Here is a 17,857-nt window from a genome sequence, read left to right on the forward strand (position 1 = left end):
TTGGTTTCGCTCGCTCACCCCAGTCACATAGTTATCTATGTTCCTGAGGATTCCCTTGCTTACCGCCTTTCTGTTACTCAAATTATTTAGAGTAGACTCTGCGATGAATTTTCAAACTGAGCTTAATTATGCACAAGGTTATCTCTGCGACCACCAATCCTGCCAAAATTCAGGCAATTCTGCGGGCATTTGAAGAGATTTTCGGGGAAGGATCCTGCCATATTGAACCCGTCGCCGTCGAGAGTGGCGTGCCGGAACAACCTTTCGGAAACCAGGAAACGCGCACTGGCGCACGAAATCGCGTTGTTAACGCTCGCCGCCTGCACCCGCAGGCTGATTTCTGGGTCGCCATTGAAGCAGGAATTGACGATGACGCCACCTTCAGTTGGGTGGTGATTGATAACGGCATTCAGCGCGGTGAAGCCCGTTCAGCCACGCTGCCATTGCCGACTGTCATTCTCGACAGAGTCCGCAAAGGTGAAGCACTCGGCCCGGTGATGTCGGACTATACGGGTATTGATGAAATTGGCCGTAAAGAAGGCGCAATCGGCGTTTTTACCGCGGGCAAGCTGACGCGCTCAAGCGTCTATCACCAGGCGGTGATTCTGGCGCTCAGCCCGTTTCATAACGCGGTGTATTTATAGCATTGTGCCGGATGTTCAATCGTAGGCCGGATAAGGCAAAGCCGCATCCGGCGGATCAATTTTTCCCGAGCAACACCTGTTCCAGCCACTGACGCAAATCCACCGGTGCGGATTTGAGGCTGTTCGACCCCCGCGTAATAGTGGCAATTCCCGCCCCGAGCTCGTTTTTAAGCTCACGCTGGCTCATCTCGCCGCGCAGCAGCTCTTCAATGATACGCACACGCGTGCCCAACGCTTCACGCTCATCCGGCGTTAACATCAAATTGAGCAGTGGCAGGTGTAAATCTTGTTCGTAGGCGTGTTTAAGCAGATCGACAAAACGTAACCACTCCTGGTGACGTTGTTCTGCCATCTCTGCTGAATAGGGTGATTGCTGAGTCATAAGATATCGCCATCGTTGCGGGGGAAGCGTGCTTGCTTCCCCCTTTTGTACTCTTTAACGAGTACGATAGCATAACACAATCGACACGATCAGTAACGACGTTGCCATTCTGCCTCGCTCATCAACTCCGGTTTATCGCCGAGGAAATAGCGATAGTACGCATCATAAGCCAGCACATTCTTCACGTAACCACGCGTCTCTGAGAATGGAATACTTTCGACAAACGCCACAGCATCAATGCGTCCAGCGCTATTGCCAAGCCAGGTGCGAACGCGCCCCGGACCGGCGTTATAGGCTGCCGACGCAAAGATGCGGTTATTGCCGAATTGCTGATATACGTACTGCAAATAGCTGGTACCAATGTTGATGTTGGTATCAGGATCCAGTAGCTGGCTCGGACTGCTGTAACCTGGAATCGAGAACATTTTCACCGTATGCGTCGCCGTGCCCGGCATAATCTGCATCAGCCCGCTGGCGCCGACCGGTGATTTCACTTTCGGGTTCCAGGCGCTTTCCTGACGCGCTATCGCCATCGCATAGCTTGGCTGAATATCCTTGCCGCTGGTGTAACGGGTAAACAGATCTTTATAGGCCAACGGGAAACGCTCTTCCAGATGATCCCACAGCTTACCGGCGATCGTCGCCTGAACGCTAAGATCCCACCAGTGATTGTTGAACGCGTAACGCGCCAACTGAGCCTGCTCGGACTTGGTACGGCTGGTGACCAAATTTGCCCATTCACTGCGCGCGGTATTATCCATGTTCCAGTACATTAGCTCGCGTACGCGTGCCATTTCTGGCCCCTGAGTCAGCGCAGAATCAACGTTCGCTGGCGCTTTATCCACTTTCAGCTCGTACTCTTCGCCCAGGCGCTGTGCCGCCACCATCGGATAGAAACCGCGTTGCTGCATGAGCTGGTGCAGGATCTCTTTGGCTTCCGCATCACGTCCGCGCTCCAGCAGCAGATCCGCCTGCCAGTAGCGCCACTCGTCTTTTTCTTTTGCTTCCATTGGCAGACGCGCCAGCCAGGTATTCAGGCCACGACGATCGCCGGTTCCCAGCGCCATGCGCACCCGGCGCTCCACAAGCGAGGTGGAATTGGAGCGCATAATCGCATCATCACGCCATTTGGCCTGCTCGTCGGTGACATCATTGCCCATCAGACGCCAGGCAACAATATCGCGCAGCTCCTGGGTTTGCTCATCATTAAGCTGTTGCGCCTGCACCAGGGACGGGATCATCAGGCGGGCGTTTTCCACATCCTGACGCGCCACGCTGGCAAAGGCGACCGCCGCCATCTGTCGGGTGAAATCCGTGGCGCCGGTGGTACGTGCAAAAGTCATCACCGAATTCGGATCGTTGGCCAGCGAGATGATCGCAGAGGCAATGGTTTGGTATTGCGCGGGCATCTGTCCGGCTAGCGCCGTCACCAGACCGGTATTCCCGGCTTTCATCGCCAGACGAATACGCTCCAGATACGCCAGCGGATCCTGAGTGCCTGAGGCGCGCCATACGCCAAATAATTTGTCACAGGCGTTCGGCTGACTTTTCCCGGTCAACCACAGCTCTTTCGCGCCCTGCCAGGCTTCTTCGGTTTGCCCGGTACTCCATTTCGCGAAGTAATAGTTACATTGCGCTTCCGTGGTACCCGGTTTTTCCGGGCTGAACGCCAGCAGTCCACGCCAGTCTTCGCGGCGCGCCAGTTCATTCACGAAACGCGATTGCAGCGTACGCGCAGGGGGCAGTGTCGGATTGGCACGCACAAAATTGGTAACGGTAATGGTGGGCTGATTCATCAGATCGTCAGTGATTTGACGATATTCCAGATACGGGTACAGAGGATAGTTCTTCAGGCCGGGCATCATCTGCTCTACGACATCCATCTGTCGGTTGTCCCAGGCTTGCTTGATTTGCGCATAACGATTGCGCTGCTCATCCAGAGAGTCGGCTCGCGCCACCTGACTGACCGTCAGCAGACATACGCTTGCTGCCAGCAGGCGCCAGGTAAATTGATTGGCTTTGTCCACAAGCTCTTCCTCTTCTCATGTTATGTCTGTGCAGCATCTTGCCGCTTAATTAATTCATGCTAACCAGACATTGCAGAATGCGCCACGTCACGGACACTTTTTTACTTTTGTTGCGAGTGGGATCTGCTGGCTGGGATTGGGCAATGAAAAAGGCTACACTTCGCCTTTGATAACTATTCATCATCACGATAAACATAGAGGCGAGTCCAACGTGGCCCAATTCGTTTATACCATGCATCGTGTCGGCAAGGTCGTTCCGCCGAAACGTCATATTCTTAAAAACATCTCACTGAGCTTCTTCCCTGGCGCCAAAATCGGTGTTCTCGGTCTGAACGGTGCGGGTAAATCTACCCTGCTGCGTATCATGGCCGGTATTGATACCGATATCGAAGGTGAAGCTCGCCCACAGCCAGGCATTAAAATCGGTTACCTGCCGCAGGAACCAAAACTAAACCCAGAGCATACCGTTCGTGAATCCGTTGAAGAAGCGGTTGCCGAAGTGGTTAGTGCGCTGAAAGGTCTGGATGAAGTGTACGCCAAGTACGCCGAGCCGGACGCCGACTTCGATAAACTGGCCGCACAACAGGGCAAGTTTGAAGAAATTATCCAGGCGCACGACGGCCATAACCTGAACGTGCAGCTTGAGCGTGCCGCTGACGCCCTGCGTCTGCCGGACTGGGACGCTAAAATTGAGAATCTCTCCGGTGGTGAACGCCGCCGCGTTGCGCTGTGCCGCCTGCTGCTGGAAAAACCAGACATGCTGCTGCTCGACGAACCGACCAACCACCTGGATGCGGAATCCGTCGCGTGGCTGGAACGCTTCCTGCACGACTTCGAAGGCACCGTAGTGGCGATTACCCACGACCGTTACTTCCTCGACAACGTTGCGGGCTGGATCCTGGAGCTGGACCGTGGTGAAGGTATTCCGTGGGAAGGTAACTACTCTTCCTGGCTGGAGCAGAAAGATCAGCGTCTGGCCCAGGAAGCCTCTCAGGAAGCGGCTCGCCGTAAATCTATTGAGAAAGAGCTGGAGTGGGTACGTCAGGGCGCTAAAGGCCGTCAGTCTAAGGGTAAAGCCCGTCTGGCACGCTTTGAAGAGCTAAACAACACCGAATACCAGAAACGTAACGAAACCAACGAACTGTTTATTCCACCTGGAGCACGTCTGGGCGATAAAGTTGTTGAAGTCACCAATCTGCGTAAATCCTACGGCGATCGCGTTCTGATCGACGATCTGAGTTTCTCCGTACCGAAAGGTGCAATTGTCGGCATCATCGGTCCGAACGGCGCGGGTAAATCTACCCTGTTCCGTATGATGTCCGGTCAGGAACAGCCTGACAGCGGCACCATCACGCTGGGTGAAACCGTCAAACTGGCCTCCGTTGACCAGTTCCGTGACGCCATGGACAACAGCAAAACCGTGTGGGAAGAAGTATCCGGCGGGCTGGATATCATGCGTATCGGCAACACCGAGATGCCAAGCCGTGCCTACGTGGGCCGCTTCAACTTCAAAGGTGTGGATCAGGGCAAACGCGTCGGCGAACTGTCCGGTGGTGAGCGTGGTCGTCTGCACCTGGCGAAGCTGCTGCAGGTTGGCGGCAACATGCTGCTGCTCGATGAACCAACCAACGACCTGGATATCGAAACCCTGCGCGCGCTGGAAAACGCCCTGCTGGAATTCCCGGGCTGCGCGATGGTTATCTCGCACGACCGTTGGTTCCTCGACCGTATCGCCACCCACATTCTGGATTACCAGGATGAAGGTAAGGTTGAGTTCTTCGAAGGTAACTTTACCGAATACGAAGAGTACAAGAAACGTACGCTGGGCGCCGATGCGCTGGAGCCGAAGCGTATTAAGTACAAGCGTATTTCTAAGTAATTAGCGTTAAGCGCCGGATGGCGGCGTTACGCCTTATCCGGCCTACGAGGTTAGTGCGACTTGTAGGCCGGATAAGCGCAGCGCATCCGGCATTAAAACCTACCTCTAAAACCTACCTCTGCTCACCCATCAACTCTTTCACCAACTCCACGCAGCGCAGGAAGCGACCGTCGTAGTCAGGCTCCTGAACGTGCACAAAATTGATATTGTTTTCCTGCAGCATCTCGACCAGCAGCGTCTGAAACGCTTTTCTGTCAACTGAGCTTCCAAGGCTGCGTAAGCCATCCGCCACCCACGGGGTATTGTTTTCCAACAGGATCACAAGGTCGAAGCGATACTCGTCAATCAGGGCCTGCACAAACGGATGTTCGCGCCCTTCATACTTTTTGCAGAAGGCCTGAGTGGTCACGAAATCGGTGTCGATGAACGCCACTTTATTGGCGTACTTAACAGCAAAATCAATGTATTGCGCTTGTCCCAGGGCGATTTTATCGTAGTCAGAATACTGCAACGCCATCTCATCACCGCCCAAATGGGAGAAAACGTAATCACGCCCATATTCCCACGCACTGGTGGTATTAAAGATGTTGGCGAGCTTGTTCACCAGCGTCGATTTGCCGCTCGACTCCCCACCGAGGATCGCCACGGTGCGCACGAAAAACGGCTTCACTTCGGTCGGAATATACTCCCAGTAGCGAAACGGGTTTTCACGGATTTGCCCACCGCTGATGCTCATAAACGTTCGCTTGGGATCCACCAGCACGGTTTCAATCCCCAGATGTTCCAGATATTGTGGGGCATCTGATTCTTCAGAGGTGTAGATCCAGTTTGGCTGGATCCCTTTCTCCTGCATAAACGTTTTGATCCCGTTGCTCCACACGTCCCAGCCGTGCGGATACGGCTCCATGCCTTCTTCGTTGAAGGCATGAATACGGATATTTTTCTGATACTTAAAGGTTTGCAGCAGCCAGCGTAAACGATCGGGCACCGTAGGCTGTTGCGACATGGCACTGTCTTCAAACAGGCTGCGATCGCGCGTGTCGTCATAGCCCATGATGATATGCAGTTCATCGACCTGGCTACAGGCGCGCTGGATAAGATAGATATGGCCGGTGTGCAGCGGATAAAACTTGCCGAATACCACACCGATATTTTTCTGCTGGCGCGGAAACTCCAGCCCGAGAAAACGGTGCAACGCCTCCAGCTTCTGCGCGCTGGGGCTTTTGATTTTGGCATTCAGCAGTTGGCTTAGGTATCCCTTGGTCATGCCACTGGCATCCGCCACCTGTTGCAGGGTACAGCCCTTTTGCTTTATGGCGGTTTTCAGATATTCAAATGACACAAGAGCCTCCTGCTGGAAAAATCGCGTAACACTGCCTGATGGCGCTTCGCTTATCAGGCCTACAAAATCAGTACGTACGGGTATTTGATTATAGGTCGTCAAACACGCTTAACGCATCCGCAAGCTTCTTAACGCCAAAGACCTGCATCCCTTCCGGTACTTTTTTCGGTACGTTAGCGGCAGGGACAATCGCCCGGCGAAAGCCGTGCTTCGCCGCTTCCGAAATACGCTCCTGGCCGCTGGGTACCGGACGGATTTCGCCCGCCAGCCCCACTTCGCCAAAGACCACTAAATCCTGCGGCAGCGGCCTGTCGCGCAGACTGGAAACCATTGCCAGCAGCAACGCCAGGTCGGCGCTGGTTTCGGTGACTTTTACGCCGCCGACTACGTTAACGAACACGTCCTGATCCGCCATCTGCAAGCCGCCGTGACGATGCAGTACCGCCAGCAGAATCGCCAGACGGTTCTGTTCCAGACCGACCGCCACGCGACGCGGGTTCGCCATCATCGAATGATCGACCAGCGCCTGAATCTCTACCAGCAGCGGGCGCGTGCCTTCCCAGACCACCATCACCGAACTGCCGGAGGTGACCTCATCGCCACGGCTTAAGAAGATAGCGGAAGGGTTGCTGACTTCACGCAGGCCCTGTTCGGTCATGGCAAAGACGCCCAGCTCATTCACCGCACCAAAGCGGTTTTTATGGCTACGCAGAGTACGGAAACGGGAATCGGCGTCACCGTCGAGCAGTACCGAACAGTCAATACAGTGCTCCAGCACCTTCGGCCCGGCCAGCGAGCCATCTTTGGTGACGTGGCCGACCATGACAATCGCCACGCCGCGCGTTTTGGCAAAGCGCGTCAGGTAAGCCGCCGTTTCGCGCACCTGCGCCACGCTGCCCGGCGAAGACTGAATATCCGCCATGTGCATTACCTGAATGGAGTCGATCACCATCAGTTTCGGCTGTTCTTCTTCGGCAATCAGGCAAATTTGTTCAATACTGGTTTCCGACAGCATGTTCAGATTCGCCGTCGGCAAGCCAAGCCGGTGCGCGCGCATCGCCACCTGTTGTAGCGACTCTTCGCCAGTAACGTACAGGGTTTTCATCTGCTCAGCGAGTTTACACAGCGTTTGTAGCAGCAGCGTTGATTTCCCCGCGCCGGGATTACCGCCAATCAGGATAGCGCTGCCGGGTACCACCCCGCCACCCAGCACGCGGTCAAACTCTTTAAATCCAGTGGAAAAACGCGGCAGTTCTTCAAGGCTGATGTCAGACAGCTTCTGCACTTTTGCCACGCCCGCATTCCCGGCATAGCCACTGAGCCGCTCGTTACGCGCCACCGTTGGCGATGCGGCAAGGCGCACCTCGGTAATGGTATTCCAGGCCTGACAGGCGCTGCATTGCCCCTGCCAGCGCGGGTAATCGGCCCCGCATTCATTACAAACAAAGGCGCGTTTAGGAGCTTTTGCCACGTTTTACCTCTTTCGTTAACGCTTTTGCCGGATGGCGTGGGTGCTTATCCGGCCTACGGACAGCTTGCCACCGGGCAATTTAATCATTTCTGGTTCATGCTGCCGGAGAGAATGCAGAACACGCCCATCAGGTCAGCGTGGCGGATAGTAATCTCCGTCTTTTCATTCACTTTCGGTTTAGCATGATACGCAATACCCAGCCCAGCCGTTTTGATCATCGGCAGGTCGTTGGCACCGTCGCCGATCGCCACCGTCTGCGCCATCGGGATCTCATATTCTTGCGCCAGGCGGGTCAGGGTATTGGCTTTGTACTGGGCATCGACGATATCGCCGATCACGTTGCCGGTAAATTTACCGTCCATGATCTCCAGCTCGTTTGCTACCGCCGCCGTCAGACGCAGTTTATTACGCAGGTAATCGGCAAAGAAGGTAAAGCCGCCAGAGGCAATAGCCACTTTCCAGCCGAGCGTTTCCAGTTTTAACACCAGTTGAGTCAGGCCGGGCATCAGCGGTAGCGTTTCGCGCACCTGGTGCAGAATATTGGCATCAGCGCCCTTCAGCGTCGCCACGCGGCTACGCAGGCTGGCGGTAAAGTCCAGTTCGCCACGCATCGCGCGTTCCGTGACTTCCGCAACCATCTCACCGGTTCCAGCCAGTTTAGCAATTTCATCAATGCATTCGATCTGGATTGCCGTTGAGTCCATGTCCATCACCAGCAAACCCGGCGTGCGCAGATGCGGAATTTTGCCTAACGGGGCAACATCCAGTTTGGCATCATGCGCCAGTTTTGCCGCGCGCGGCGTTAACGAACCCGCCAGGCGAATCACCTGATAATCCTCGACGCACCAGGCAGCAACAATCACCATCGCTGCACCCAGTTTGCTCTGGTATTGCGTTAAACGTTGTTTATCCAGACCACGACCGTACAGCAGCCAGCCACTGCGGCCCGCGTGGTAGTCCAGCGGCATGACTTCATCGCCACTTAAAGAGAGAGGCAGACCTGGCCACAGAGAAACATCTTCAGGTAGATCGCACCAGGTTATGTTAGGCATTAAAGCTCCTGTAAAATCGTTCGGGTCGGAATCATCAGGGGAAAATAACGCATGAGGCTACCCTGTAACCAGCGCTTCTGGCAACATTAAGTCTCAAATTTTCAGCAGGTGGAATATGGCTCGCGCAAAACTGAAATTCCGACTTCATCGTGCAGTGATTGTATTGTTCTGTCTTGCGCTGCTCGTCGCCCTGATGCAGGGCGCATCCTGGTTTAGTCAAAGTCACCAGCAGCAGCGTAATCCGCAGCTCGAAGAGCTGGCCCGTACGCTGGCCCGCCAGGTGGCGCTAAATGTTGCTCCGCTAATGCGTACCGAAACGCCGGATGAAAAACGCATCAAAGCGGTACTCACGCAGCTGACGGAAAGTAGCCGTATTCTGGACGCTGGCGTGTACGATGAACAGGGAGACCTGATTACGCGTACCGGCGAGAGCGTCAACGTTCGTGACCGACTGGCGCTCGACGGCAAAAAAGCCGGGGGTTATTTTAACCAGCAGATTGTCGAACCCATTCAGGGGAAAAATGGTCCGCTGGGCTATTTGCGCCTGACGCTGGATACCCACACCCTCGCCACCGAGGCGAAGCAGGTAGATAACACCACCAATATCTTACGCCTGATGCTGCTGCTGGCGCTGGCGATTGGCGTCGTGCTCACCCGTACATTATTGCAAGGCAAGCGTACCCGCTGGCAGCAATCCCCTTTCCTGCTGACCGCCAACAAACCGGTGCAGGAAGAAGACAACGAGAAAAAAGAGTAAAAGCAGTAAAAACTGTAAAACAGAAGGGAAATCAACCATGACTACACTACGCCTGCTTATCTCAGACTCTTACGATCCGTGGTTTAATCTCGCGGTCGAAGAGTGCATTTTTCGCCAGATGCCCGCCACGCAGCGCGTCCTGTTCTTGTGGCGTAACGCCGATACGGTGGTGATTGGCCGGGCGCAAAACCCGTGGAAAGAGTGTAATACCCGCCGTATGGAGGAAGACAACGTGCGGCTCGCCCGCCGTAGCAGCGGCGGCGGCGCGGTGTTCCATGACTTAGGCAATACCTGCTTTACCTTTATGGCCGGTAAACCGGAGTACGACAAAACCATTTCCACCACGATTGTCCTCAACGCATTGAATTCTCTGGGTGTGACGGCGGACGCCTCCGGGCGTAACGATCTGGTTGTGAAAACGCCAGACGGCGATCGCAAAGTTTCAGGCTCTGCTTACCGGGAAACGAAAGATCGCGGATTCCACCACGGCACGCTGCTTCTAAATGCCGATCTCAGCCGCCTGGCAAACTATCTCAATCCCGACAAAAAGAAACTCGCAGCAAAGGGGATTACCTCTGTCCGCTCACGGGTGGCGAATTTGACGGAGCTGTTACCGGGCATCACCCATGACCAGGTCTGTCAGGCCATCACGGAAGCCTTTTTTGCTCATTATGGCGAACGCGTTGAAGCGGAAGTGATCTCACCGGATAAAACGCCGGACCTGCCAAATTTTGCCGAAACCTTTGCCCGCCAGAGCAGTTGGGAATGGAATTTTGGTCAGGCACCTGCTTTCTCGCATCTGCTGGACGAGCGTTTCACCTGGGGCGGTGTTGAGCTGCATTTCGACGTCGAAAAAGGTCATATCACGCGCACACAGGTGTTTACCGACAGTCTCAATCCCGCGCCGTTAGAAGCGCTGGCAGAGCGACTACAGGGCTGCCAGTATCGCGCCGATGTTTTACAGCAGACTTGCGAAGCGCTGGTTACGGAATATCCGGATCAGGAAAGCGAGCTGCGTGAACTGGCGGCGTGGGTGGCGAAGGCCGTGCGTTAAGCGATTAGTGGCAAATTGCCGGATGGCGGCTGCTCCTTATCCGGCCTACAAGACCGCTCCTGTAGGCCTGATAAGCGAAGCGCCATCAGGCATTAATAGCGGCATTCCCGTAGGCCCGGCCAGCGCAACGCCACCGGGCCACAACAACCCTTACTCTTTATCGCCCAGCAGAACGGATTCCAGCGCGATTTTGATCATGTCGTTAAAGGTCGTCTGACGTTCAGCGGCAGTGGTCTGCTCGTGAGTACGGATATGGTCGGAAACGGTGCAGATGGTCAGCGCTTTTGCACCAAATTCCGCAGCAACACCGTAGATGCCCGCCGCTTCCATTTCCACGCCCAGCACGCCGTATTTTTCCATCACGTCGAACATTTCACCGTCCGGAGAGTAGAACAGGTCAGCGGAGAACAGGTTGCCCACGCGCGCGTCTACACCCAGTGCTTTTGCCGCATCAACCGCGTTACGCACCATGTCGAAATCAGCGATAGCAGCGAAGTCATGATCTTTAAAACGGATACGGTTAACTTTGGAGTCGGTGCAAGCGCCCATACCGATAACCACGTCACGCAGTTTAACGTCCATACGCACAGCGCCGCAGGAGCCTACGCGAATGATTTTCTTCACGCCGAAATCGGTGATCAGCTCTTTGGTGTAGATGGAGCAGGACGGGATACCCATACCATGACCCATAACGGAGATCTTACGGCCTTTGTAAGTACCGGTAAAACCTAACATGCCGCGAACGTTGTTCACTTCACGAACATCTTCGAGGAAAGTTTCAGCAATATGCTTTGCACGCAGCGGGTCGCCCGGCATCAATACGACGTCAGCGAAATCACCCATTTCTGCATTAATATGTGGAGTTGCCATTTTTTGTCCTTATTTCGTTGTTATTGCCTGATGGCGGCTACGCCTTATCAGGCCTACAAAACGTATGCAAAACAGTGAAATACCTTAAGGATTTCGCGTTGTAGGAAGGCGACGAATTCGTGAATCCCCGGGAGCATAGATTCACTATGTGACCGGGGGGAGCGAATGAAGTCAACGCATCTACAGCGCGAAAGATAACGGGTATTACAGCATGTTTTTACCGTAGTCCATCGGTGACGTACCAAAGTAGCTCGCCAGCGTCTGACCGATATCAGCGAAGGTTTCACGGTGACCTAACGAACCAGGTTTCACTTTCGGGCCGTAAACCAGTACCGGGATGTGTTCACGGGTGTGGTCAGTGCCGGTCCAGCTTGGGTCGCAGCCGTGGTCAGCGGTCAGGATCAGAATGTCATCTTCACCCACCAGCTCCATCAGCTCAGGCAGACGGCGGTCGAACAGTTCCAGGCCCGCTGCATAACCGGCGATATCGCGACGATGTCCCCAGGAAGAGTCGAAATCAACGAAGTTGGTGAAGACGATGGTCTTATCACCTGCTTCTTTCATCTCTTTGATGGTGGCGTCGAACAGCGCATCCAGACCGGTGGCTTTCACTTTTTTGGTGATGCCGCAGTTAGCGTAGATATCCGCGATTTTACCGACGGAAACCACGTGACCGTCTTTTTCGTCGACCAGTTTCTGCAGCACGGTCGGTGCTGGCGGCTCAACGGCCAGGTCGTGACGGTTACCGGTACGCTGGAAGTTACCGGCTTTATCACCGATAAACGGACGTGCGATAACACGACCGATGTTGTAACCACCTTCGGTCAGCTCTTCACGTGCGATTTCGCACAGCTCGTAGAGTTTATCCAGGCCAAACGTCTCTTCGTGGCAGGCAATCTGGAACACGGAGTCAGCGGAGGTATAGAAAATCGGCTTGCCGGTTTTCATATGCTCTTCACCCAGTTGATCCAGGATCACGGTACCGGAAGAGTGGCAGTTGCCGAGGTAGCCTGGCAGGTTGGCACGTTTTACCAGTTTATCCAGCAGTTCCTGCGGGAAGCTGTTTTCATGATCGGAGAAATAACCCCAATCAAACAGAACCGGGACACCCGCGATTTCCCAGTGGCCAGACGGCGTGTCTTTCCCGGAAGAAAGTTCATGCGCCCATGCGTAGGCACCAATCACTTCCGCGTTACCGTCCATACCAGCAGCAATTTTACCGGTAGAACCTTCGTGAGCTTTCACCAGGCCCAGACGGGTCAGGTTAGGCAGATTCAGTGGACCTTTGCGACCATTGTCAGCCTCACCTTTCGCACAGGCTTCTGCAATGTGTCCCATAGTGTCTGAACCTACGTCGCCAAAGCGATCCGCATCTTCAGTCGCACCAATACCAAAGGAGTCCAGCACCATAATAAATGCACGTTTCATCTTGTTCTCCATACATCTGCGCCGCAAAAAAGCGATCAGATCAGTATACAGTTATTCGGTAATACGACGATAGACTGTCGGTGTAATTTCTGGCGCTTTATCGTCAAGGCTAATTGCCGCTTTGACCGCTTTCGCCGCTTCCTGCCAGCTGGCTTCGTCTTTCGCGTGGATCACCGCCAGCGGGCGTTGTCCGTCTACGCTGTCGCCCAGACGCGCCATATCGCTAAAGCCAACGCTGTAATCAATGGTGTCCGAAGCCTGACGACGACCGCCGCCCATGGAAACGACCGCCATCCCCAGCGCGCGGGTATCCATCGCGCTGACAAAGCCTTCGGTATCAGCATATACCGCTTTGCTGAGCATTGCCGTCGGCAGGTACTTCGCATAATTTTCGACGAAATCGGTCGGGCCTTTTTGCGCCGCAACCATGCGACCAAAAATCTCTGCCGCTTTACCGTTGTCCAGCACCGCCTGCAATTTCGCACGGGCTTCGGCGTCATCTTTCGCCAGATTGCCGGAGATCAGCATTTCCACGCACAGCGCCATGGTGACGTCTAACAGACGTGGATTACGGTATTCACCGGTCAGGAACTGCACCGCTTCGCGGACTTCGACCGCGTTACCTGCGCTGGAGGCCAGCACCTGGTTCATATCGGTTAACAGCGCGGTGGTACGGACACCCGCACCGTTTGCCACGCCGACAATCGCCTCAGCAAGGGCTTCAGAAAGCTCGTAGGTCGGCATAAAGGCGCCGCTGCCCACTTTCACATCCATCACTAGCGCATCCAGCCCTTCCGCCAGTTTTTTCGCCAGAATGGAACCGGTAATCAGCGGGATGGAATCCACCGTCGCGGTAATATCGCGGGTGGCATAAAAACGTTTATCCGCCGGTGCGAGCGAGCTGGTTTGCCCAATAATCGCCACACCCACGTCTTTAATAATTTCACGGAAGCGCGCGTCGTCCGGGAAGATGTCAAATCCAGGAATCGCTTCCAGTTTATCGAGTGTACCGCCGGTATGCCCCAGGCCACGCCCGGAGATCATCGGAATATAGCCGCCGCACGCTGCGACCATCGGGCCTAACATCAGTGACGTTACGTCACCTACACCGCCGGTAGAGTGTTTATCCACAATCGGGCCGTTCAGCTGCAGGCTTTTCCAGTCCAGCACGGTTCCTGAATCACGCATTGCCATGGTCAGCGAAACTCGCTCAGGCATTGTCATATCGTGGAAGAAAATGGTCATCGCCAGGGCGGCGATTTGCCCTTCAGAGATGGTGTTGTCGCGAATACCATTGATAAAGAAACGAATTTCTTCATCGCTCAGCGCATGACCATCACGTTTTTTACGAATAATTTCTTGTGCGAGAAACACGGTAACCCCCAGGGGAAAAGAGTAGAAGGCCGTTGTAGGCCGGGTAAGCAACGCGCCACCCGGCAGTCGTCTTAATGCCGGATGGCGGCTACGCCTTATCCGGCCTACGTCGCTACAGCTCCGGCAATATAAGGCTTAGTAGCTGCTTGCGCTCTTGCCGTCGCCGTGACCCAGCGCTTTCAGCAGACTCGCCAGCAGGCTGGATGCGCCAAAACGGTAGTGACGAGAATCAGCCCAGTCAGCGCCAAACAGTTCATCGGCAATCGCCAGGAACTGCTGTGCATCTTCTGCAGTGCGTACGCCACCAGCCGGTTTGAAACCTACAGTTTTAGAAACACCCATGTCGCGGATCACTTCCATCATGATGCGTGCGCTTTCCGGCGTCGCATTGACCGGCACTTTACCGGTAGAAGTTTTGATGAAATCAGCACCGGCTTTGATGGAGATTTCAGACGCTTTGCGAATCAGTGCTTCTTCTTTCAGCTCACCGGTTTCGATGATGACTTTCAGCAGCACGTTTGCTGCCGCACACGCGTCTTTGCAGGCTTTAACCAGATCGAAACCAATCTGTTCGTTACCGGCGATCAGCGCACGGTACGGGAACACCACGTCAACTTCATCTGCGCCGTAAGCAATCGCCGCGCGAGTTTCAGCCAGCGCAATCTCGATGTCGTCGTTGCCATGCGGGAAGTTGGTTACGGTTGCAATGCGGATGTCCGGCGTGCCCTGCTCTTTCAGGGTCTTACGCGCAATAGGGATGAAACGCGGATAGATACAGATTGCGGCAGTGTTGCCAACCGGGGTCTTCGCCTGATGACACAGCGCGATCACTTTTTCATTGGTGTCGTCGTCATTCAGGGTGGTCAGGTCCATCAGTTTCAGTGCACGCAGGCTGCTTGCTGTTAAATCGGTCATAACATTCTCCAACGGCATCGCCGTATAAAATTTCACCTTGCGAGTTTGTTAGTATTCTAACATCCGCTCGCTATTACACTTCGATATACATCACAGTTAATGAAAACCACATACAGATTTGCATTACTCTAATGAGATCTACTTCAAATAAATCACCTTTTCTAAAGGGATGCGGTGGCATCAGGCGCATCCGGATCAAAGGTTGCGGCGGCGTTGCTTTCTACAATGGCGTTACACCTTCGGGATAAAAAGGAATCAACGATGCCCACTTCAAGCGAACTCGCGCTGCAACAGCGTTGCCAACAAATCGTGACCAGCCCAGTGCTCAGCCCTGAGCAGAAACGCCACTTTCTGGCGCTGGAAGCTGAAAACGCGCTGCCTTACCCGCAACTGCCTGCACAGGCACGTCAGGCGCTGGATGATGGGGTAATCTGCGATATGTACGAAGGTCATGCCCCGTTCAAACCACGCTATGTTTTACCCGATTACGCGCGTTTTCTGGCCAATGGCTCATCGTGGCTGGAGCTGGAAGGCGCCAGGGATCTTGATGACGCGTTATCCTTACTCACTATTCTTTACCACCATGTTCCGTCAGTGACGTCGATGCCGGTTTATCTCGGCCAGCTTGATGCCCTGCTGCAACCGTATGTTAGAATTCTAACACAAGACGAGATCGATATTCGAATAAAACGTTTCTGGCGTTATCTCGACAGAACCCTGCCAGACGCGTTTATGCATGCCAATATCGGCCCCGCCGATACACCAGTTACCCGTGCAATTTTACGCGCAGACGCAGAGTTAAAGCAGGTTTCACCTAATCTAACATTCATTTATGATCCGCAAATCACACCTGACGATCTGCTGCTCAACGTGGCGCAAAATATCTGCGAGTGCAGTAAGCCGCATATTTCCAACGGCCCTGAAAATGATAAAATTTTCACAAAAGGTCAGTATGGCGTCGTCAGTTGTTACAACTCTTTGCCGCTCGCCGGGGGTGGAAGCACGCTGGTCAGGCTTAATCTGAAAGCCATCGCAGAGCGCAGCACCTCTGTCGATGACTTCTTTACGCGCACCCTACCGCACTACTGCCAGCAGCAAATCGCCATCATTGATTCACGATGTGAATTCCTCTATGAGAAATCACATTTCTTTGAGAATAGCTTCCTCGTGCAGGAAGGGTTGATTGATCCCGAACGTTTTGTGCCTATGTTCGGGATGTACGGCCTGGCGGAGGCGGTGAACCTGCTGTGCGATAAGGCGGGACAGAATGCGCGCTATGGGAAAGATGAGTTCGCCAATCAGCTCGGCTATCGCATCAGCACCCAACTGGCGGAATTTGTCGAAAACACCCCGGTGAAATATGGCTGGAAGCAGCGCGCGATGCTGCATGCACAGTCGGGGATCAGTTCTGACATCGGCACCACGCCAGGTGCACGCCTGCCTTACGGCGATGAGCCGGACCCGATCACCCATCTGCAAACCGTCGCACCACATCACGCGTTTTATCACGCCGGGATCAGCGACATTCTCACGCTGGATGAAACCATCAAGCGTAATCCTCAGGCGCTGGTGCAGTTGTGCCTCGGGGCGTTTAAAGCTGGAATGCGCGAGTTTACCGCCAACGTGAGCGGCAACGATCTGGTTCGCGTTACGGGTTACATGGTGCGCCTGTCGGATCTGGAAAAGTATCGCGCCGAAGGGTCACGAACCAACACCACCTGGCTTGGCGAAGAAGCCGCGCGCAATACGCGCATTCTGGAACGACAACCTCGCGTGATTAGCCATGAACAGCAGATGCGCTTTAGTAAGTAGGCTGATTCCTTTCTCCTGCGTCGACGGGCCGGGCAGTCGCCTGGCTCTGTTTCTGCAAGGATGTAATCTGCGCTGTAAAAATTGCCACAATCCGTGGACGATGGGACGCTGCAACGACTGCGGGGAGTGTGTGCTGCATTGCCCGCATGAGGCGCTGAACCTGAGCGCGGGGAAAGTGTGGTGGCAGTCCGATATGTGTCAGCAGTGTGACACCTGCCTGCATATGTGCCCCCAGCAGGCCACGCCGATGGCGCAGAGTATGAGCGTTGATGAAGTGCTGCAACATATTCGTAAAGCGTCACTGTTTATCGAAGGGATAACCGTTAGTGGCGGTGAAGCGACTACTCAACTCCCCTTTATTGTGGCGCTATTTACCGCGATAAAAACCGATCCGCAGTTGCAACACCTGACCTGCATGGTCGACAGCAACGGCATGCTGAGCGAAACCGGCTGGCAGAAGCTGCTGCCGGTGTGCGACGGCGTAATGCTGGATTTAAAAGCCTGGGACAGCACGTGTCATCGGCAGCTTACCGGCCGCGATAACACGCTGATTAAAAAAAGTATTACCTTTTTGTCCGGGCAGAGAAAACTGGCGGAACTGCGCCTGCTGGTTATTCCTGGTGAGGTGGATTATCTACAGCATATTGATGCGCTGGCGGCGTTTATCATACGCACCGGTGACGTACCTGTGCGGCTGAATGCCTTCCATGCGCACGGGGTGTATGGCGAAGCGAAGGACTGGCCGAGCGCCACGCCGGAGGATGTGGAACAGCTGGCGCAAAGATTGCGCGAACGCGGGGTGGATAATTTGATTTTCCCGGCGCTGTACCTGTGATTGCCGGATGCGACG

15 protein-coding genes are annotated in these 17,857 nt (G+C 54.5%); 6 read left to right on the forward strand and 9 right to left on the reverse strand.

The features are described 5' to 3' along the window. Positions 1-128 precede the first annotated feature (128 nt). Entirely contained in the window at positions 129-644 is a 516-nt protein-coding gene (gene yjjX, locus OGX89_RS03730) for an inosine/xanthosine triphosphatase (protein WP_063941076.1), read from the forward strand. 55 nt (positions 645-699) lie between these two features. Here the strand turns inward: yjjX and trpR are convergent, their stop codons facing one another. Continuing rightward, a complete protein-coding gene (gene trpR / locus OGX89_RS03735) occupies positions 700-1,026 on the reverse strand; it encodes a trp operon repressor (RefSeq protein WP_003837292.1) in 327 nt (108 codons plus the stop codon). An 89-nt stretch (positions 1,027-1,115) separates the two neighbouring features. Continuing rightward, complete coding sequence (gene sltY, locus OGX89_RS03740) at positions 1,116-3,053, reverse strand: murein transglycosylase (RefSeq protein WP_063941075.1); 1,938 nt, start codon at positions 3,051-3,053, stop codon at positions 1,116-1,118. Positions 3,054-3,264: 211 nt separating this feature from the next. Here sltY and ettA point away from each other — a divergent pair, with 211 nt between their 5' ends. Continuing rightward, complete coding sequence (ettA, locus tag OGX89_RS03745) at positions 3,265-4,932, forward strand: energy-dependent translational throttle protein EttA (protein WP_003829940.1); 1,668 nt, start codon at positions 3,265-3,267, stop codon at positions 4,930-4,932. A 112-nt stretch (positions 4,933-5,044) separates the two neighbouring features. On the opposite strand, the gene nadR is transcribed toward ettA, so the two are convergent. From nadR to serB, 3 genes are all read right to left on the reverse strand, one after another. Next, a complete protein-coding gene (gene nadR, locus OGX89_RS03750) occupies positions 5,045-6,274 on the reverse strand; it encodes a multifunctional transcriptional regulator/nicotinamide-nucleotide adenylyltransferase/ribosylnicotinamide kinase NadR (protein ID WP_003829942.1) in 1,230 nt (409 codons plus the stop codon). An 88-nt stretch (positions 6,275-6,362) separates the two neighbouring features. Further along, positions 6,363-7,745 (reverse strand): DNA repair protein RadA, encoded by a 1,383-nt coding sequence (radA, locus tag OGX89_RS03755; protein ID WP_003829944.1) that lies wholly within the window; start codon positions 7,743-7,745, stop codon positions 6,363-6,365. Positions 7,746-7,828: 83 nt separating this feature from the next. Then, a complete protein-coding gene (gene serB / locus OGX89_RS03760) occupies positions 7,829-8,797 on the reverse strand; it encodes a phosphoserine phosphatase (RefSeq protein ID WP_003829946.1) in 969 nt (322 codons plus the stop codon). A 115-nt stretch (positions 8,798-8,912) separates the two neighbouring features. On the opposite strand from serB, the gene OGX89_RS03765 reads away from it, so the two are divergent. Together OGX89_RS03765 and lplA are read left to right on the forward strand one after the other, a co-directional pair. Beyond that, positions 8,913-9,554 (forward strand): YtjB family periplasmic protein, encoded by a 642-nt coding sequence (locus tag OGX89_RS03765; RefSeq protein WP_003829948.1) that lies wholly within the window; start codon positions 8,913-8,915, stop codon positions 9,552-9,554. Between the two features lie 37 nt (positions 9,555-9,591). Continuing rightward, on the forward strand, positions 9,592-10,608 hold the full coding sequence (gene lplA, locus OGX89_RS03770; protein ID WP_126956938.1) for a lipoate--protein ligase: 1,017 nt from the start codon (positions 9,592-9,594) through the stop codon (positions 10,606-10,608). A 150-nt stretch (positions 10,609-10,758) separates the two neighbouring features. Here lplA and deoD read toward each other — a convergent pair whose 3' ends face one another. The 4 genes from deoD to deoC all read right to left on the reverse strand — a co-directional run bounded on the left by deoD (position 10,759) and on the right by deoC (position 15,195). Further along, positions 10,759-11,478 (reverse strand): purine-nucleoside phosphorylase, encoded by a 720-nt coding sequence (gene deoD / locus OGX89_RS03775; RefSeq protein WP_000224864.1) that lies wholly within the window; start codon positions 11,476-11,478, stop codon positions 10,759-10,761. A gap of 204 nt (positions 11,479-11,682) precedes the next feature. Then, positions 11,683-12,906 carry a phosphopentomutase gene (deoB, locus tag OGX89_RS03780; protein ID WP_003019037.1) on the reverse strand — a complete coding sequence of 408 codons (1,224 nt, stop codon included), beginning with the start codon at positions 12,904-12,906 and terminating at the stop codon, positions 11,683-11,685. A gap of 51 nt (positions 12,907-12,957) precedes the next feature. After that, entirely contained in the window at positions 12,958-14,280 is a 1,323-nt protein-coding gene (gene deoA, locus OGX89_RS03785) for a thymidine phosphorylase (RefSeq protein WP_016151609.1), read from the reverse strand. 135 nt (positions 14,281-14,415) lie between these two features. Further along, the gene (gene deoC, locus OGX89_RS03790; RefSeq protein WP_003019042.1) at positions 14,416-15,195 is read right to left on the reverse strand and encodes a deoxyribose-phosphate aldolase; all 780 of its coding nucleotides are present in this window, start codon (positions 15,193-15,195) and stop codon (positions 14,416-14,418) included. A gap of 261 nt (positions 15,196-15,456) precedes the next feature. Here deoC and OGX89_RS03795 point away from each other — a divergent pair, with 261 nt between their 5' ends. Further along, complete coding sequence (locus OGX89_RS03795) at positions 15,457-17,007, forward strand: YjjI family glycine radical enzyme (protein ID WP_126956940.1); 1,551 nt, start codon at positions 15,457-15,459, stop codon at positions 17,005-17,007. Continuing rightward, positions 16,979-17,842 carry a YjjW family glycine radical enzyme activase gene (locus tag OGX89_RS03800; RefSeq protein WP_126956942.1) on the forward strand — a complete coding sequence of 288 codons (864 nt, stop codon included), beginning with the start codon at positions 16,979-16,981 and terminating at the stop codon, positions 17,840-17,842. The genes OGX89_RS03795 and OGX89_RS03800 overlap by 29 nt, the downstream gene beginning before the upstream one ends. The last annotated feature ends 15 nt before the right edge of the window (positions 17,843-17,857 follow it).

Source organism: Citrobacter sp. Cpo103 (assembly GCF_030332605.1).
Lineage (GTDB): Bacteria > Pseudomonadota > Gammaproteobacteria > Enterobacterales > Enterobacteriaceae > Citrobacter > Citrobacter portucalensis.

Excerpts from the sequence above, each read along its gene's own strand:
- deoC (WP_003019042.1), bottom strand. The coding sequence starts at position 15,195 with ATGACCGATTTAACAGCAAGCAGCCTGCGTGCACTGAAACTGATGGAC.
- trpR (WP_003837292.1), bottom strand. The coding sequence starts at position 1,026 with ATGACTCAGCAATCACCCTATTCAGCAGAGATGGCAGAACAACGTCAC.
- deoD (WP_000224864.1), bottom strand. The coding sequence starts at position 11,478 with ATGGCAACTCCACATATTAATGCAGAAATGGGTGATTTCGCTGACGTC.
- lplA (WP_126956938.1), top strand. The coding sequence starts at position 9,592 with ATGACTACACTACGCCTGCTTATCTCAGACTCTTACGATCCGTGGTTT.
- deoB (WP_003019037.1), bottom strand. The coding sequence starts at position 12,906 with ATGAAACGTGCATTTATTATGGTGCTGGACTCCTTTGGTATTGGTGCG.
- OGX89_RS03765 (WP_003829948.1), top strand. The coding sequence starts at position 8,913 with ATGGCTCGCGCAAAACTGAAATTCCGACTTCATCGTGCAGTGATTGTA.
- OGX89_RS03800 (WP_126956942.1), top strand. The coding sequence starts at position 16,979 with ATGAACAGCAGATGCGCTTTAGTAAGTAGGCTGATTCCTTTCTCCTGC.
- OGX89_RS03795 (WP_126956940.1), top strand. The coding sequence starts at position 15,457 with ATGCCCACTTCAAGCGAACTCGCGCTGCAACAGCGTTGCCAACAAATC.
- serB (WP_003829946.1), bottom strand. The coding sequence starts at position 8,797 with ATGCCTAACATAACCTGGTGCGATCTACCTGAAGATGTTTCTCTGTGG.
- yjjX (WP_063941076.1), top strand. The coding sequence starts at position 129 with ATGCACAAGGTTATCTCTGCGACCACCAATCCTGCCAAAATTCAGGCA.